The sequence below is a fragment of the Cupriavidus sp. F041 genome (assembly GCF_057814235.1).
Window position 1 is genome coordinate 2,670,432 of the sequence record NZ_JBVASY010000001.1, and the last position, 15,785, is coordinate 2,686,216.

Consider the following 15,785-nt stretch of genomic DNA (forward strand, 5'->3'; position numbering starts at 1 on the left):
TGGCCGGGCTAGCCAAGGAGCGCTTGACTGACGCGCCAAGGCGTAAAGGCATTGAAGGTGCAGATCATGAAGAAGAGTAGGAAGACAGCCAAATCAAACGTCCAAGCGCACCCCGGGATGCACGCCATCGGCACGCGCGCGGGAATGAAAACCTACGAAGAACCGACCCAACATGAGCAAGCTCAACGTCAACGGCCGTGAGCACACGGTAGACGCCGATCCCGGCACGCCCATTCTATGGGCCCTGCGCGACACACTTGGCATGACCGGCACCAAGTTCGGCTGCGGTGCCGCGTTGTGCGGCGCCTGCACCGTGCATCTTGACGGGCAGGCCATCCGCTCGTGCATTACGTCGATCTCAGCCGCCGAGGGCAGGAAGATCGGCACCATCGAAGCCGCCACCGATGGCAGCGACCGGGTCGGAACCGCTGTGCATGTGGCTTGGGTCAAGCACGATGTGGCGCAGTGCGGTTACTGCCAGAGCGGGCAGATCATGAGCGCTACCGCCTTTCTGAAATCGCTCCCTCGTGGCAAGCAACCAACCGCCGCCGAGATCGACGCCGCCATGGCGGGCAATATCTGCCGATGTGGCACCTACGCCCGCATCCGCGCCGCGGTGGCCGATGCCGCCAAGTCCGTCGCCTGAAGGAGCCGCCATGTTGCCCAATTTTGACTACAGCGAAATGCCGCGCGCCCTTCAGCATATGCTGGAGCGAGACCACGCCGACAATGCCGCCAGGCTGTCGCGCCGTAGCTTCCTGAAACTGACGGGCACTGCCGGCCTGGCGCTCGGTGCCTTCCCGCATCTGGCGATAGGGCAAGACACCAGCAAAGATCAAGCTACCGGCGCACTGAAGCCGACGCAGCAGCCATCGGCCTTCGTGCAGATCGCCCCCAGTGGCGAGGTCACGGTGACCGTCAACAGGCTGGAGTTCGGCCAGGGTGTGCAGACCGCGTTGCCGATGATTCTCGCCGAGGAGCTAGACGCCGACTGGGCCCTGGTGCGTAGCCGGCACGGCTCGAACGACGCGGCCTTCGTCGACCCGCTCTTCGGCATTCACCTTACAGGCGGCTCCCATTCGGTCAAGAACAGCTTCATGCAGTACCGGGAACTCGGTGCGCGTGCCCGCGCGATGTTGCTGTCTGCCGCAGCGGCACGCTGGAACATGGACGTGTCGACGCTGCGTACCCAGGCCGGGGCCGTGCTAGGGCCGGGCGGCAGGAAGCTGACCTACGGCGAGCTGGCCGAGGCCGCGAAGACCCTGCCCGTGCCCGAGAACGTCACCCTTAAGAACCCGAAGGACTTCCGCATTATTGGGCGCCCCACGACGCGCCTCGACGCGCGCGCCAAGAGCAGTGGGCGCCAGGATTTCGGCATTGACATGCATCTCCCTGGTCAGCTCACCGCCGTGGTCGCGCATCCGCCAATGTTCGGCGCCCGACTGAACATGATAGACGATAGCGCCACGCGTGCCGTCAAGGGGGTGAGGGCTGTGTTGCGCGTGCCGCTGGACCGCGGCGGTGAAGGCGTGGCGGTAGTAGCCGACGGCTACTGGCCTGCCAAGCAGGGGCGCGACGCACTGAAGTTGCAGTGGGATACAGGCGCGATGGAGAAGGTGGACAGCGAACGGTTGCTGGCCCAGTACCGCGACCTGGCCGGTCGCCCCGGCCCACGCCAGTTTGACGCCGACATGACACCGCTGGCCACCGCTGCGCGGCAGCTCGAAGCCGAGTTCGTGTTCCCATACCTGGCGCACGCGCCAATGGAGCCGCTGAACTGCACCGTCCAATTGTCTGAGGTGCGTGCCGAGCTGTGGGTCGGCACCCAGTGCCCGGGTCTCGACGGTGTCGCTGCCGCGCGTGCGCTGGGTCTCAAGCCCGAGCAGGTGAAGATCCATGTGCAAATGGCGGGGGGCGGCTTTGGCCGGCGTTTCGTGGGCACGAGCGACTATGTGGTCGAGGCCTGCGAGGTTGCGAAGGCTGCTCGCGCCGCCGGCATGAACGTGCCGGTGCGCACGCTCTGGAGCCGCGAGGACGACATCAAGGGCGGCTACTACCGCCCCATGCACTTGCACCGTGCACGCATCGGCTTCGATGAGCGCGGCAAGGTGCTGGCTTGGGACCACGTCATCGTCGGGCAATCCATCACCTCCGGCACTGTGTTCGGGGAATTCCAGATAAGGAACGGCATCGACGCAACGGCCACGGAGGGTATGCGTGCTCCCTACCCGCTACCGATGCGCCTGACTGTTCACCATCCCAAGCCGAACGTACCGGTGCTGTGGTGGCGCAGCGTGGGATCCACCCATACCGCATACGTCATGGAGACCTTGCTGGACGAGATCGCGCGCGCCACCAAACAGGATCCGGTGGCGTACCGCATGGGCCTGTTCGGTGACAAGAATCCGCGGCACCATGCCGCGTTGCAACTGGCGGTGGACAAGAGCGGCTATGGCAAGAAGCAACTGCCTTCAGGCCGCGCCTGGGGTGTCGCTGTTCACGAGTCCTTCGACTCAGTGGTGGCTTACGTGGTGGAGGCCTCGGTGCGGGATGGCCGCCCGGTGCTGCACCGTGTTACCGCTGGCGTGCATTGCAACCTGGTAGTGAATCCTCGGACCGTGGAGGCGCAGGTGCAAGGTGCGGCGGTCATGGCTCTGTCCATGTGCATGGCAGGCTCGGCCATCACGCTAAAGGACGGCGTCGTCGAGCAAAGCAATTTCGGCGACTTCACCGTGGCGCGCATCACTGACACCCCCGCATTCGATGTCCACATCGTGCCCAGCGCCGACCCACCCACCGGCATGGGCGAACCGGGCCTGCCGCCGCTTGCTCCAGCGTTTGCCAATGCCATTGCACGCCTCACCGGCAAGCCCCAGCGCCAGTTGCCCTTCAATTTGGCCTGACCGGACGTCATTGGGGGATTCCGGTCTCCTCTGTCTGCACAGCCCGCTGGGCCGATCTGGCAGACGCCGGGGTGCCCAGTCGTGCCCATTATCGTCGCACGCATCAAAGGCGAGTCTCCTCGGCCGCCTGGATCGCTCGGGACCGAAGGCAGTTGGCTCATGGAGCCGCAGAGCAGCCATTCGATTGCGAGCTGAACCGAGGCATGACCGTGCGCAATGGCCGACGACGCGCCGGATAGGGTCGACGCGCGAAGGTCCGTTGTCTGGGCGTAGCCGACGTTCGAATGTCCACCTGAAAGCATGGGCCAACGGCCGTAACTGGCCGGGAAGGGACCTCCGCCCGCTGCAACCCAGTCGTCTCTTCCCGACCCACAAGGGACACTGGGTGACTCCAGGAGCGGCCGTTCGAAAGGCCTACCAACTCCGCGCATCAATCCGCTTGAGCGATCTCACGTCTATTAGCAAGGGTGTTCTGTGATGACCTGTTAAAGGCACAAACGGAACACCTACGATTTGTACCCTGTGACCGATTGCCGTTTCGGCCGTCGACCGTTCGGGGTCGTGAACAACGACCTGAATAAAATATGTTTTCTGGGCCTCAGGGCCAAACGTGGCTAACGCCTCGGAATTGGACAACTGCGTCGAAGGCGTGGCGGGCAACTGCAGGTACAGCGAACGCTCGATGCGGTCGGCACCTGGATTCTCCCCATAATTGGGCGGTCCATAAAACTCCCCGATCTCCAGGATTCCCTCGAGCGTGATCGAGGGTGAGGGCTCAGCCGCCTTGCTGGCGAATACCGTGCAGAACAAAGCGAGAGTGAAGGCTAGACGGATAAGCTTCATAAGCGCCAGGTAATTGGATTAATCGACATCTGCTCCGAAGGCTAACGAGCGCCCAAAAGTCACGCACAAGGAGAGCATGCAAATTGTCGACGATCTTGACGTGATTGTCGAAGGTCTGTTCCTGGCCGGGAAGGGACCTCCGCCCGCTGCAACCCAGTCGTCTCTTCCCGACCCGTTGCCGTCATCCGTGCCGCCACGACGGCAATGGCTGTTCTCAAAGTCCAACGGTCATCCCCTCGCGGCCGACCGCCTGCCGTTGGTCGGCCGACTCGGTCAGCATCCGACCATAGGTTGACCTGCAGGAAATCGGGTGGGATCGGTCACTGGTGAGCGGCGACCATCGTCTCTTCACGGCCTGAGGGATCTTAACGGGCCGGGTTCGGCTGGAGCAGTCCTAATACTTCTGGCTATGGCCCCTCTGTCCGATGTTGCCTTTCCGAAAGTCGCTGCAGGATGCAAGCTGGCGTTAATCTCACTCGGGGGGAGAGATAACATGAAGCTGAATCTCTACAAGGATAGGAGCTTTCGTCGGCTGGGTAGTGCAGTCGCCAAGTCGGCGCATAGTGTTTGCCTATATTATGTCTACATAAAAAGGAATGCTTGGAATAATACTCAAGTAAGGTTGCATCAGAATGGCTGCATGCACTCCACCATGGAGAGTGCGGAGGATTATGCCGAGCCCTTGAGAGAACCAGGGGCTGTAATCTATATACAGGAGTTGCCGGCACTAGTCCTTAGATCTGAGGCTGGATGCATAGTAATTACCGAGATTAATACAAAATCTCCGCTAGGGAAATATTCCCCCTTCATAAATCTTTCTAGCGACAACGAGCGGAAAGGAATACATTGGCTTTGTAGGGATAACAAAAAAACGATTAGGTACGTTGTCGATTCCTTGCAATGCACACGTTGGTGGGGTGGGGATCTGCCGAGTGAGGATGTGTTCGTGCTCGGGACGAATCTTCCATTTGAGTCATTTGCGTCAATTCCAGATCGTTCCTCTCGCTTTAAGAGTATATCTAGTGGCGCAGGAAACAGGCTCACATGGGTTCGTGACGAAGCGGATGTATTAAGTTCGGCTGCAGTCAAGAACTTGGCAAGAATGTTTGTGGGGGATGGATTAGTGAATATCAGCAAAGAGAAAGCTGAAGCATGGAAATCCTTGCCCAAAGTGCTCTCCAAACTTCTTGACTAAGTGGCCTTACCAAATAGTGCGCGGCCTGTTTGCTGTGCCAGTATTCCAGCGCCGTCGGGTCGGTAGCGAAGTGCTCCGGGCCTGCGGCATTCCGTGGGTCAATGACCGAGCCGGCCCCGATGATGCAACCTTCAACATCACCAATTGAATGGCCGCTTCCTCGGTAGAACTGACGCATGGATGCCCGAGTGTCGGTGCCGGTGAAGGACGCTTCTTGGCCGGGAAGGGACCTCCGCCCGCTGCAACCCAGTCGTCTCTTCCCGACCCAACTCTGCCGTTGGGCCTGACTAGACCGAACGGCTGGAATGGGGCCGGGAAGGGCCCTCCGTCAGCCGCTGAATCAACCACCAGTTAGAACCTTGCCAAAAAACGAATCGTCGCCAATTTGTCCACCCTTGAGGACAATGTCCAGGCCGTCCCGCTGCGGCAAACGCGAAAAGGCGCGGCAAAGGGGCGCGCCCGGCGCCATCGCGGCCTCGACCGCCAGCGCCGCGATGCCGAGCATGCTGGCCACCTCGCCGGAACTGTCGCCGCCTGCCACAACGATTCGCCTGAGTTCGGTGCGATCCAGCAAGCGTTTCATGATCTCCGCCAGCGTGGTACCCACCAACCGCGCGGCATCGGCCCGGGTGCGGCCGGCGTCGCGGGCGAGGGCATCAAAGCCGATAACGGCCGGGTCATCTGGTCCCTTTGCGGTGTAGATAAGCGGGCTGATCCCCTGCCGGATGCTGTTGCAGGCTAACGCGACCACACGCTCGATTTCCGCGTGCGCGGTTGCAGCCCGCAGGATCTTCCAGAGGTCCAAGCGTTCGGTGGCAAAGCCATTACGGGCAGCCCACTCGATTTGTGCGGCCGTCACCGGCGAGCAGCTTCCACTCACTGCTGCGATGACCGATGCGGGTATGGCGGCAGGCAGGCCAGTTTGCTGCGGAATCCACCCGCGCTGGCGCCAATATGCCGTGAGCGCATATTGCAATCCAGACGAGGATGCCGTAAACACACCGCTGCCTTTGCCTTCCCACACCAGTTGACCCGCGGCAAGCAGCGTTGCAGCGTCCAGCACGTCGATCATCACGACCGGCGCGTCGTCACCATGATGGGCGGCAATGCGCTCGGATCCCATTCCTCCATGTAGTTGCACCATGTCAACCAGGGTGATCGGGCGCGTCGTCTGCTTGCTTAGGTGTACGCGCAAGTCTGCCTCGGCCATCGGCGTGACAGGGTGGCGCGACATGGTCGGATGGCGGTCGAGCCGATAGCCTGCTCCGCCGATGGCGGCAAACAGGTTGCCGAACAACTGATAGCGCTTCAACCGCGGCGCGCCAACCACCATCGGTACCCATCGACCGCCGGCTATTTGCACGCCCAGGTCGATGGCTTTGCCGATCGAACCGATGGTTGGCGAGGAATCGAAGGTCGAGCAGATCTTGTACTGCAGGACCGGCGCACCAAGCTGCTTCAGGCTGGCGAAGGCCTTTGGCAACTCTGTTTCCATCCACTCGGGACTACGGCCGCGCGCGGAGCCGGCAAGGCCGACACAGCGTGCCTCAGGGAAGCGCTCCAGCAGTTCGGGGGTGGGCGGCTCCAGGCATAGCACGGTGGGAATGCCAGCCGCTGCCATGACCTCCATGGCATCGGTGGAGCCGGTGAAGTCGTCGCCGTAGTAGGTCAGCAGCAGGCCCGGAGGCAGGCCGGCAGTCGCGGATGCGCTCATTGCCAGAACTCCATGGCCTGGCGCAACGCGCTGCTGGTGGCCGCATGCCGCGCCAGCGGAATATGGTTGACGGCAGCGACCCATGCTTCGCGCAGGGCTTCCACGCCGGCGGAGACGCCTGCCGGATGGCCGAAGATGCCGCCGCCCGCAGTGTGGATCAAATCTGTCGTTTCCAGCGCCCGGTAGGTGTCTTCGGCCTGCAAGCCGGTCTGGCCCGAGCTGAAGACCGGCATGGCCGGCATGGCGGCCTCGGGCATGACTGGCGCGAGCACTGCTTTGGCTGCAGCAATGACGCTTTCGTCCGCTTCGCTGAACTTGTTGCGCAAGCCGTTCACGTGCAGATGGTCGGCGCCGGCGAGCCGCCAGATCTTCTGCCAGGGGGCGTAGTCCCAGCCGAGCGCGGGACTGCGTGACAAATAACCCCAACCCGCCCGATGGGCGTGAATGGGCAGTTGGCTGTGCCGGCGCAGTTCCTGCAGCCCGACGATGCCGACCGAGTTGAGGCAGACCATGACACACGTTCCGCCCTGTGCCAGCACATGGTCGTGCCGGCGCTTCATCTGGTCCAGGTCGCCGGTGAGGTTGAACGCTACCATCGCCTTGCGGCCATTGCGCTGCGCCGCCTCGTTGACCACGCGCATCACCGCTGTCACGCGCTCGTCGAAGGGGCAGAAGCTGCCGTCCGACTGCAGTTCGTCGTCCTTGATGAAGTCGATGCCACCGGTCACCAATTCCCGGACCTGCTGTGCCGTCTGTTCGACGGAAAGCCCGACACTCGGCTTGATGATGGTGCCGATGAGCGGGCCGGTTGAGACACCGGCCAGCTTTCGTGTCCCGTCGATGCCGAAAGCCGGGCCCTGGTAGGCGCGGGCAAACGAAGCCGGCAGTTGCAGGTCCGTGATGCGCAGTCCGCTGACCTGCCGGAGCTCGAAGAGATTGCCGGCGATGGTGGACATCAGGTTCGACAGCGACGGGCCGATATTCTCGAGCGGCCACGAGATCTGCAGCGCGCAGCGGTGATAGAGATCGGTTGCCATCCCGCCAGGCAAGCTCGGCTTGTCGACTGTCTCCAGGACTTCGAGGCGCTCGACGCGCGCTCCCGAGCGCTGCTTCAGTTCGGGCGTTTCGTTCGGCAACGCGATAAAGGTGCCGCTCGACTGCTCGCCGGCGATGACCTCGGCCGCGCGCCGGGGGTCGTCGCCGGTTTCCAGCCAGTAGCTGGCGTAGATTCGTTCGCTCACTGCTTGCTCCTGCTCTTGGTTCCTGCTGCCGGTCGACCCGGCAGCATTGCTCGCTTTGGTTGGCCGTGGGATCAGGTAATGCGGCGGATGCTCTCGGCGATCTCTTCGCGGTCAAAGACCTTGATCCAGTCGTCGCGCATTAGGCGCGGCTTGCCAAACTCGATGGCCTTGTTGCAGGCATCGGAGAAGGCACCGGGGATTTCGTTGAAGATCACCGCGCCGAGGATGTTCATGTGACCGAGCAGGAAATCGCGCGCCGCTTCCTTCGGCACGCCGCGACGCACGGTCTCATCCATCGCTTCGCGCATCACATAGAGCAGCGTGGCGCAGATCGTCTCCGACAGGCCCGGCTCCAGTATGGCCATCTGGTCAACGGTCAGGCGATAGGAACGGAGGATCGGGGCATAGATCACCTTCGCCACGGCTTCGCCCAGGTCGAAGGCTTCCTCCGGACCCTGCATCAGCGCGCTGGTGATCGACTGCTTCGCGGCGCCGCCGCCGAAATAATCGCGGCGCGCCTCGGGGTCGGTCTCGTCGTTGAAGATCAACGGGTGGCAGGGGTGGGCGACAAAGTAGGTGAGGTCCGGCCGGTCGGGCAAGTGGCCCGCGAACGGGGCGGCGGCATCGAGCGTCATGACCATGGTGCCGGGACGGAGTTGCGGGGCGATCTGGGCAGCGATCTTGCCGATGATGGTATCGGGCACAGCAAGAATCACTACATCGACGTTGTCCAGTGCGGCTTCTGTGCTCACGCATTCGATGCCGAGCTCATCCTTCAGGCGCTTCTTGCCAATCTCGCTCACCTCAATGTGGCTCACACGATAGTCCGACTTGAGCAGGTTCTTGGCGAGGCGTACGCCCATCTTGCCGCCAGCGCCAAACAGTGCGATTTTCTCTTTCATGCTATTTCTCCAGTTAGGCAGGCATCGTGATACCGATGCACTGCGAGTTCATTTCAGGTTGGCTGTCGGTTCCAGCACGCCGTTGCGATCCGGCGCGGCCTGCTTCTCCCTGGCGGAGATGGCGAAGATGAGCACGGCGGATAGCAGCATGAAACCGCCGACGATAAACATGGGCACCTGGTAGGAGCCGGTCGCGTCCTTGACCGTGCCGGTCACGAACGGGGCGGCGAAGCCCGCAAAATTGCCAATGGTGTTGATGAGTGCAATACCCGCTGCGGCGCCGGCGCCGGAAAGGAAGCGCGCCGGGATCGACCAGAAGTTAGGCAGGGCGGAGAAAATGGCGCAGGCCGTCACGGTGATCACAGCTATGGTCGCGGCGGGCGATTGCATGTACAGCGCCACGGGGATGCTGACGGCACCGATCAGCGCGGGCACGCCCACATGCCACGGCCGTACGCCGCGCCGGGTCGCATCGCGGCTCCACAGGAACAGTGCGAGCGCCGCGGGCAAGTACGGGATGGCCGTGATCAAGCCCTTCTGGAAGACGTCGAACTTGGTGCCGTATTGCGCTTCGAAGCCGCCGATGATGGTGGGCAGGAAGAACGCCAGGGCATACAGACCGTAGATCAGTCCGAAGTAAGTCAGCGCCAGGACCCAGACGCGGCCGTCGCGCAACGCCTGGCCAGCCATGCGGCCGTGCGAGTGAGGCTTGACCTGCTCTTCCTTGTCGAGCTCTTCGCTGAGCCAGGCGCGCTCGGCAGGGGTCAGCCATTTGGCGTGTGCGGGCTTGTCGGCCAGGTAGAACCACGTGATCACGCCAACCACGATCGCCGGCACTGCCACGCCGAAGAACATGATGCGCCAGCCAGCAAGCCCGAACAGGCCGTGCGCCTCAATCAGCAGCGCGGCAACGGGTGCGCCGATGACGATGGTGAGGGGCTGCGCCAGATAGAACAGCGCCAGCACGTGGCAGCGATGGCGTGCCGGTACCCACATGCTCAGGAAGAGAATGGCGCCGGGAAAGAATCCTGCCTCGGCAACGCCCAGCAGGAAACGCAGCAGGTACAGGCCTTCGATGCTGCTGACCCAGGTGAACAGGATGGCGACGATACCCCAGGTCACCATGATGCGCGCCAGCCAGCGGCGGGCGCCGTATTTGTGAAGCGCGAGGTTGCTGGGAATCTCCAGCAGGATGTAGCCGACGAAGAACACCCCGGCAGCAAAACCGAACTGCGCGGCGGTCAGGCCCAGGTCTTTCGTCATGCCGTTGGGGCCGGCAAATGAAATGGCAGTCCGGTCCAGAAAGTTGATGAAGAACATCAACGCAATGAACGGTACGAGCCGCAGCGATACCTTGCGGATCGCGGACCGCTCGACGGCGGTGGTTCCAGTGTTTTCCACGTTGTCTCCTGTTGGTCGCACGCCGGCACGGTCGTCGGACGGCGTCTCGACGCAGTCTTCTGCTGCTGTCGTGGTGTAATGGTATGATGAGTACACCATCACGCCAAGAAGCATTTTATCGGGGTTTACGCGAGCCCGTAAATGGGGAGCGAAATGGCGCTTGGAGGAGACTGCGAATGCCGGAGAGATCGCTGGCGTGAACCAGTGCCGGGGGGGGGGGGAAGGGCGGGCCGGCTTCAACAGCCGGCCGAGACCTGGCAAGGGCGATAACCAGGCGACGCGAGCTAATAAAGCAGGGGCGGCTACGAGATATCTGCCCTAGAGCCGTTCAGGGTTCGGTAGAGCGCGTTGGCTCGCGTGAGGTGATCACGCATGGCGCGTGCAGCCGCTTCCCCATCATGGGAAGCCACTGCGTCGACGACACGCTGGTGTTCCGCGAGGGTCAACTCCTCGGCGCCGGGTGCGCGCACGATCCCCCGGTAGTATTCGCGCGCCCATTCGAACAAAGCCTGCACAATGGCGGGAAAAATGGGGTTCCCGCTTATGCGTGCCAATTCACTGTGGAAGGCCATGTCGCGCGTCAGGAAAAGCGCAGAGTCGTCCTTGGCTTCGCGCTGTGCTTCCAAGCGGGCTTGCAGGCGTTCGATGTCCTCAGACGTCGCATTGGCGGCGGCGAGTTGCGCCATTCCACATTCCAGGAATACGCGCGCGCCCTTCAGGTGTTCCAGCGAGTCCGGGTCAGATCGCAGCAAATGTTGTGCGCCGGCCCCGATCTGCTGAATCAGGCGCTGGGGGGTAGGGATGACGACCCGCGCGCGCTCGCCGTGCGCAATTTCAATGATTCCAGCGCGTTCCAATGCTTGGAGCGCTTCGCGGATGGCTGGTCGACCTACACCGTAGTACTCCATGAGATCGCGTTCGGCAGGAAGCTGTTCGCCTGGGGCGATCTCACCGTTGCGGATGCGCTCGGTGAGCCTGTCCAGCACGTCCTCAAATAGTCGGCGCCGTTGAATGGGGTCGCTTGTTGCCATGCTCCATGAGATCTTTATGTCATCAGACCATATGATGGCATGAACAGCAGGACAAGAAAGCCAACACCGTATTTTTCGAATGGCGTCCCAGACACAGTGGTCGGAACGGGCGTAGCCCGCAGGTGCATAGTTAGCCACTCTGGGAGAGCCGTTTGTCGCCGGTTCTTTCCACGCGTGCCATCAGCCGCTGGAAGTGTCGGGTCCCAAGGCCTGATCCCTGGCGCTGCCTGCCTTGTCAATCGAGGGCATCGCTCCTCGGCTTGACCGGGTCCCTGGCAGGCGGCTGCGCGTCGTCGCAGGTTGCGTGGCACAGCGTGCAGGAGACAAGCTCGTCCGCGATTTGCTCGGGCGTCAGCGGCCCGCCGGGGCTGTACCAGCCTACTGTGCCATGCAGGGCGCTAAGGAAGAAGCGGCAAGCCATCGCATCGGCGCGGTGGGTCAGGCCAGCGTCCTTGAGGCGCACAAAGGCGGCCTGCCACAGCGCCTCGAAGCGCTGCCGGAGGGCCAGAATGGCCTCAAGCTGCTCGCCTTCCAGGTAGCGCCATTCGTCTGCCACTAACGGCACCACGCTGCTCTGGGTTTCCAGCAGGCGCCCGAGGTGAGCACGCGCCAGCGCGTGGAAGTAGTCCAGGGCGGTCATTGCCTCTGCGTCGATCGCCTCCAGGTCCGCCAGACAGCCGCGCAAACCTTCCTCGACACCGGCGAACAGCAAATCCTGCTTGCTGGCGAAATGATAGAAGGGGCTGCCCGCCTGCATATTGGTGGCCCGGGCGATGTCGCGCATGGTGGTGCCGTGGTAGCCCTTCTCCTTGAACAGCACCGCCGCTGCGATGACCAGGTCATTGCGGCGGTTGACGTCGTTGATGTCCTCGCGTTTGGGTCGCGCCATGTGTCCTTCTGCCGGTTCGTGGTTAGGCGCCATTCTAGACGAGGCCCCGCAGGCACCTCGCCCGAACCGCGGCCGAGGGCCGCAGGCGTAGTCGTTGTCTGGTGCGTTTCCAGCATTGTAGATCATTAAAAACCAATCACTTGATTTTTTAATGACAGGCCTCTAGACTTTGTCGGACAGCAACCCGGAGCCAGGCGCTGAGCCTGGCCGCGGTGGCAAGCCATTCCGAAGGAGGAGACCAATGACGGACATTTTCCGCGCCGAGCGCAGCGGGCGTGTGCTCAAGCTGGCATTCGGCGCAGCCGATGGACGCAATGTGATGAATGAGGCGTGGTTTGCCGGGCTCGAGCAGCAGCTATACGAAGCGCAGCGGGATGCCCAGACTAGGGTCGTGCTGCTATATGCGCAAGGCGAGGGCTTCTGCGCCGGCGGCGATCTGCATGGTTTCCAGGCCGGTCCGCTGCCCGAAGGGTATCTGCGCTTGGCATTCGCACGGCTGCTGGCGCGTCTGGACGATTTCGACAAGCCCATCGTTGCGTCCGTGCACGGCAACGCCATCGGTGGCGGCACCACACTGCTGCTGCATTTCGACTTTGTCTTCGCCGCCGAGGGCACGAAGTTCCAATTGCCGTTCACCAGGCTGGGCCTGGTGCCGGAGTTCGGCTCCAGTTACCTGTTGCCGCTGCACGCCGGTATGCGCCTGGCGACCGAGCTGACCCTGCTCGGCCAGCCCTTTGACGCGGTCACCGCACAGCGTGCCGGCATCGTGAACGGCGTCCTGCCAACGGACCAGTGCATGGCCCGCGCCGAGGCAACGGCGGCGGCCCTGGCCGCGCTGCCGCCCGCCGCCATGCGGGCGAGCAAGCGTTTGCTCAAGTCAGGGCATCGCGCTGGCCTGTCCGCTGCCATGGCGGCGGAGGCCAAGGCGCTGGAGACCGGCCTCGCCTCGGCCGAGATGCAGGAGGCGATTGCCGCCTTCTTCGCCCGGCGCCAGCCCGATTTCTCCCGTTTTTCCTGAGTGCCAAGGAGTTCCGCAAGATGTCTGAACCGATTCTGATCGAGCGCAGGGACAGCGCGCTCTGGCTCACGCTCAACCGCCCCGAAACCCACAACGCACTGAACCGCGCGATGACCAGCCAACTGGTCGACGGGATCCGCAGCGCCGCTGCCGACGACACCATCCGCGCGGTGGTGCTGACCGCGGCCGGAGACCGCACCTTCTGCGCCGGCGCCGACCTGAAAGACCGCGGCACCGACAGCGGGTTCGCCGCGAGCGGGGCGGAGAACCCGCTGGTGCAGGTCTATCGCGCCATGCGCGCCTGCCACAAGCCCATCGTCGGGCGCATCAATGGCGCCGCGCTGGGCGGCGGCCTCGGGCTGGTTTCGGCCTGCGACCTGGCGCTGGCCGCGGATCACGCTCGCTTCGGCATGCCGGAAGTCAGGGTGGGGCTGTTCCCGATGATGATTACCACCTACCTGGTCCGCCAGTTGCCGCGCCGCCGCTATTGGGAGATGGCCTTCCTTGGCGAGCCGCTCAGCGCCGGGGAGGCCGAGCGCTACCACCTGATCAACCGCGTGGTGCCGGCCGCCGAGTTGGACCGCCACGTCGCCGATGTCCTCGCGCGGCTCGAAGCCAGTTCGCCCAACGCGCTGCGCGTGGGCAAGCAGGCGCTCGACCTGATGCAGGACATGTCGATCGACCAGACCCTCGCCTACGCGGAGTTGGTGATCGAGCGGCTCGCCGGCAGCGACGAGGCGCGCGAAGGCATGGCCGCCTTCGCGGAGAAGCGCAAGCCGCGCTGGGCGACCGGAGGGGAGAGCCGTCATGGCTGAGCGCAAGGTTGCCATCGGCTGTTCCTCCGGCTTCTGGGGCGACAGCGCGCGAGCCGCGGCGCAACTGGTCGGCAGCGGCCGGATCGACTATCTGGTATCGGACTATCTGGCCGAGATCACTATGTCACTGCTCGCACGCGCCAGGACGAAGAACGCCGAACTGGGCTATCCCCCGGATTTTGTCGAGACCCTGGCGCCGCTGCTGCCCGCCATCGCGGCGCGCGGCATCCGCGTGGTGTCAAACGCCGGCGGCATCAACCCGCGCGCCTGCAGGCAGGCGCTCGCACAGGCGGCGCAAGAGGCCGGCGTGGCGCTGCGCATCGCCGTGGTCGAGGGCGACGACCTGCTGCCGCGCATCGATGAACTCAAGGCCCTCGCGCCCACGGAAATGTTCACGGGGGCGCCGCTCCCCCAGCGCCTGCAGAGCTGCAACGCCTATCTGGGCGCGCGTGCCATCGCCACCGCGCTCGATGCCGGCGCCGATATCGTCCTGACCGGACGTTGCGTGGATTCTGCGGTAACGCTGGGCATCCTGATGCACGAATTCGGCTGGCGCGATACCGACTACGACCTTCTGGCGGCCGGTAGCCTCGCCGGCCATGTCATCGAATGCGGCCCGCAATGCACGGGCGGCCTGTTCACCGACTGGGCCGAGGTGCCGGGCTGGGAAGACATGGGCTATCCCATCGTCGAGTGCTTGGCCGACGGTGCCTTCACGGTGACCAAGCCGGCAGGCACCGGCGGCCTGGTCAGTCCCGCCACCGTGGCGGAGCAGATCGTCTACGAGATCGGCGACCCCGCCGCCTACATCCTGCCTGATGTGGTGTGCGATTTCACGCAGGTGAAGCTGGCGCAGGAGGGCCCCGACCGCGTGCACGTGAGCGGCGCCCGCGGCAGCGCCCCGACGCCGACCTACAAGGTCAGCGCCACCTACGCCGACGGCTGGCGCGTGATCGCCACCATGATGGTGGCAGGGCGCGACGCCGCGGCCAAGGCGCGCCGCATGGGGCAGGCCATTATCGAGCGCACGCGCCAGCTCAACCTGGCGGCCGGGCGCGCGGATTATCGCGAGACGTCGGTCGAGGTGATCGGCGCCGAAGATACCTATGGGGCGAGAGGCCGCTTTGCCGCTTCCGCCCGCGAAGTGGTGCTGAAGATCGGCCTGCGCCACGACGATAAGACCGCGCTGGAGGTCTTCGGCCGCGAGATGACACAGGCCGGCGTAGCCATGGCGCAAGGCACTACCGGGCTGTTCGGCGGACGGCCGTCGCCGTCGCCGGTGGTGAGGCTGTTCTCCTTCCTGCTCGACAAGCGCCGGGTGCCGGTGCAGGTTGAGCTGGGCGGCACCGCGACCGCCGTGGCGGTCGCGGCCGGCCAGCCGCTGGAACGGCGGGAACCGGCTGTGCCGGCCGACGAGCCTGCCCCCGCGGATGCCGTGGAAGTGCCGCTGATCGCCCTCGCCTGGGGGCGCAGCGGCGACAAGGGCAACGACGCCAATATCGGCGTCATCGCGCGCCGCCCGGAGTTCCTGCCAGTGCTGCGCCGCGAACTGACGACGGAACGGGTCGGCGCCTTCTTCGCGCACTACGTCACCGGTGTGGTGCAGCGCTGGGAGTTGCCGGGCTTTCACGCACTGAATTTCCTGCTGGCCGGGGCGCTGGGCGGCGGCGGCATCGCCTCGCTGCGCTACGACCCGCAGGGCAAGAGCTACGCACAGATGCTGATGGACCTGCCGGTCCGCGTGCCGGCCGCCTGGCTCGCGGCGCAAGGGCCGCTCGCGCTGTACGCGGCGGGCGCCAAGTCAACGAACGCAAAGCAGAACGGAGCCTAGCA

General features: G+C 64.0%; 14 protein-coding genes. 7 read left to right on the top strand and 7 right to left on the bottom strand.

Annotated elements, in window-relative coordinates; genetic code table 11:
• Positions 1-172: 172 nt before the first annotated feature.
• Positions 173-646 (top strand): (2Fe-2S)-binding protein, encoded by a 474-nt coding sequence (locus tag ACZY0R_RS12175; RefSeq protein WP_488858604.1) that lies wholly within the window; start codon positions 173-175, stop codon positions 644-646.
• Between the two features lie 10 nt (positions 647-656).
• The gene (locus tag ACZY0R_RS12180; RefSeq protein ID WP_488858605.1) at positions 657-2,903 is read left to right on the top strand and encodes a xanthine dehydrogenase family protein molybdopterin-binding subunit; all 2,247 of its coding nucleotides are present in this window, start codon (positions 657-659) and stop codon (positions 2,901-2,903) included.
• A 414-nt stretch (positions 2,904-3,317) separates the two neighbouring features.
• On the opposite strand, the gene ACZY0R_RS12185 is transcribed toward ACZY0R_RS12180, so the two are convergent.
• Positions 3,318-3,746 (bottom strand): DUF4431 domain-containing protein, encoded by a 429-nt coding sequence (locus ACZY0R_RS12185; protein ID WP_488858606.1) that lies wholly within the window; start codon positions 3,744-3,746, stop codon positions 3,318-3,320.
• 76 nt (positions 3,747-3,822) lie between these two features.
• Here ACZY0R_RS12185 and ACZY0R_RS12190 point away from each other — a divergent pair, with 76 nt between their 5' ends.
• Both ACZY0R_RS12190 and ACZY0R_RS12195 read left to right on the top strand, forming a co-directional pair.
• Entirely contained in the window at positions 3,823-4,041 is a 219-nt protein-coding gene (locus ACZY0R_RS12190; RefSeq protein WP_488858607.1) for a hypothetical protein, read from the top strand.
• A gap of 198 nt (positions 4,042-4,239) precedes the next feature.
• Positions 4,240-4,941, top strand: coding sequence for a hypothetical protein (locus ACZY0R_RS12195; protein ID WP_488858608.1), 702 nt, complete (start codon positions 4,240-4,242; stop codon positions 4,939-4,941).
• 340 nt (positions 4,942-5,281) lie between these two features.
• On the opposite strand, the gene oiaK is transcribed toward ACZY0R_RS12195, so the two are convergent.
• From oiaK to ACZY0R_RS12225, 6 genes are all read right to left on the bottom strand, one after another.
• Complete coding sequence (gene oiaK, locus ACZY0R_RS12200; RefSeq protein WP_488858609.1) at positions 5,282-6,655, bottom strand: 3-oxo-isoapionate kinase OiaK; 1,374 nt, start codon at positions 6,653-6,655, stop codon at positions 5,282-5,284.
• On the bottom strand, positions 6,652-7,896 hold the full coding sequence (locus ACZY0R_RS12205) for a ribulose-bisphosphate carboxylase large subunit family protein (protein ID WP_488858611.1): 1,245 nt from the start codon (positions 7,894-7,896) through the stop codon (positions 6,652-6,654). Before ACZY0R_RS12205 ends, oiaK begins: the two co-directional genes overlap by 4 nt.
• Positions 7,897-7,967: 71 nt before the next feature.
• Complete coding sequence (gene apnO, locus ACZY0R_RS12210) at positions 7,968-8,798, bottom strand: D-apionate oxidoisomerase (protein ID WP_488858612.1); 831 nt, start codon at positions 8,796-8,798, stop codon at positions 7,968-7,970.
• A 48-nt stretch (positions 8,799-8,846) separates the two neighbouring features.
• The gene (locus ACZY0R_RS12215) at positions 8,847-10,199 is read right to left on the bottom strand and encodes an MFS transporter (protein ID WP_488858613.1); all 1,353 of its coding nucleotides are present in this window, start codon (positions 10,197-10,199) and stop codon (positions 8,847-8,849) included.
• 302 nt (positions 10,200-10,501) lie between these two features.
• Positions 10,502-11,230 carry a transcriptional regulator NanR gene (locus tag ACZY0R_RS12220; protein ID WP_488858614.1) on the bottom strand — a complete coding sequence of 243 codons (729 nt, stop codon included), beginning with the start codon at positions 11,228-11,230 and terminating at the stop codon, positions 10,502-10,504.
• A 235-nt stretch (positions 11,231-11,465) separates the two neighbouring features.
• Positions 11,466-12,119 (bottom strand): TetR/AcrR family transcriptional regulator, encoded by a 654-nt coding sequence (locus ACZY0R_RS12225; RefSeq protein ID WP_488858615.1) that lies wholly within the window; start codon positions 12,117-12,119, stop codon positions 11,466-11,468.
• 241 nt (positions 12,120-12,360) lie between these two features.
• Between ACZY0R_RS12225 and ACZY0R_RS12230 the strand changes: the two genes are divergently transcribed.
• From ACZY0R_RS12230 to ACZY0R_RS12240, 3 genes are read left to right on the top strand one after another with little or no spacing between them, the layout of a single operon-like run.
• Positions 12,361-13,137 (top strand): enoyl-CoA hydratase-related protein, encoded by a 777-nt coding sequence (locus ACZY0R_RS12230; protein WP_488858616.1) that lies wholly within the window; start codon positions 12,361-12,363, stop codon positions 13,135-13,137.
• Positions 13,138-13,157: 20 nt separating this feature from the next.
• A complete protein-coding gene (locus tag ACZY0R_RS12235) occupies positions 13,158-13,952 on the top strand; it encodes an enoyl-CoA hydratase-related protein (protein WP_488858617.1) in 795 nt (264 codons plus the stop codon).
• Positions 13,945-15,783, top strand: coding sequence for an acyclic terpene utilization AtuA family protein (locus ACZY0R_RS12240; protein WP_488858618.1), 1,839 nt, complete (start codon positions 13,945-13,947; stop codon positions 15,781-15,783). The genes ACZY0R_RS12235 and ACZY0R_RS12240 overlap by 8 nt, the downstream gene beginning before the upstream one ends.
• The last annotated feature ends 2 nt before the right edge of the window (positions 15,784-15,785 follow it).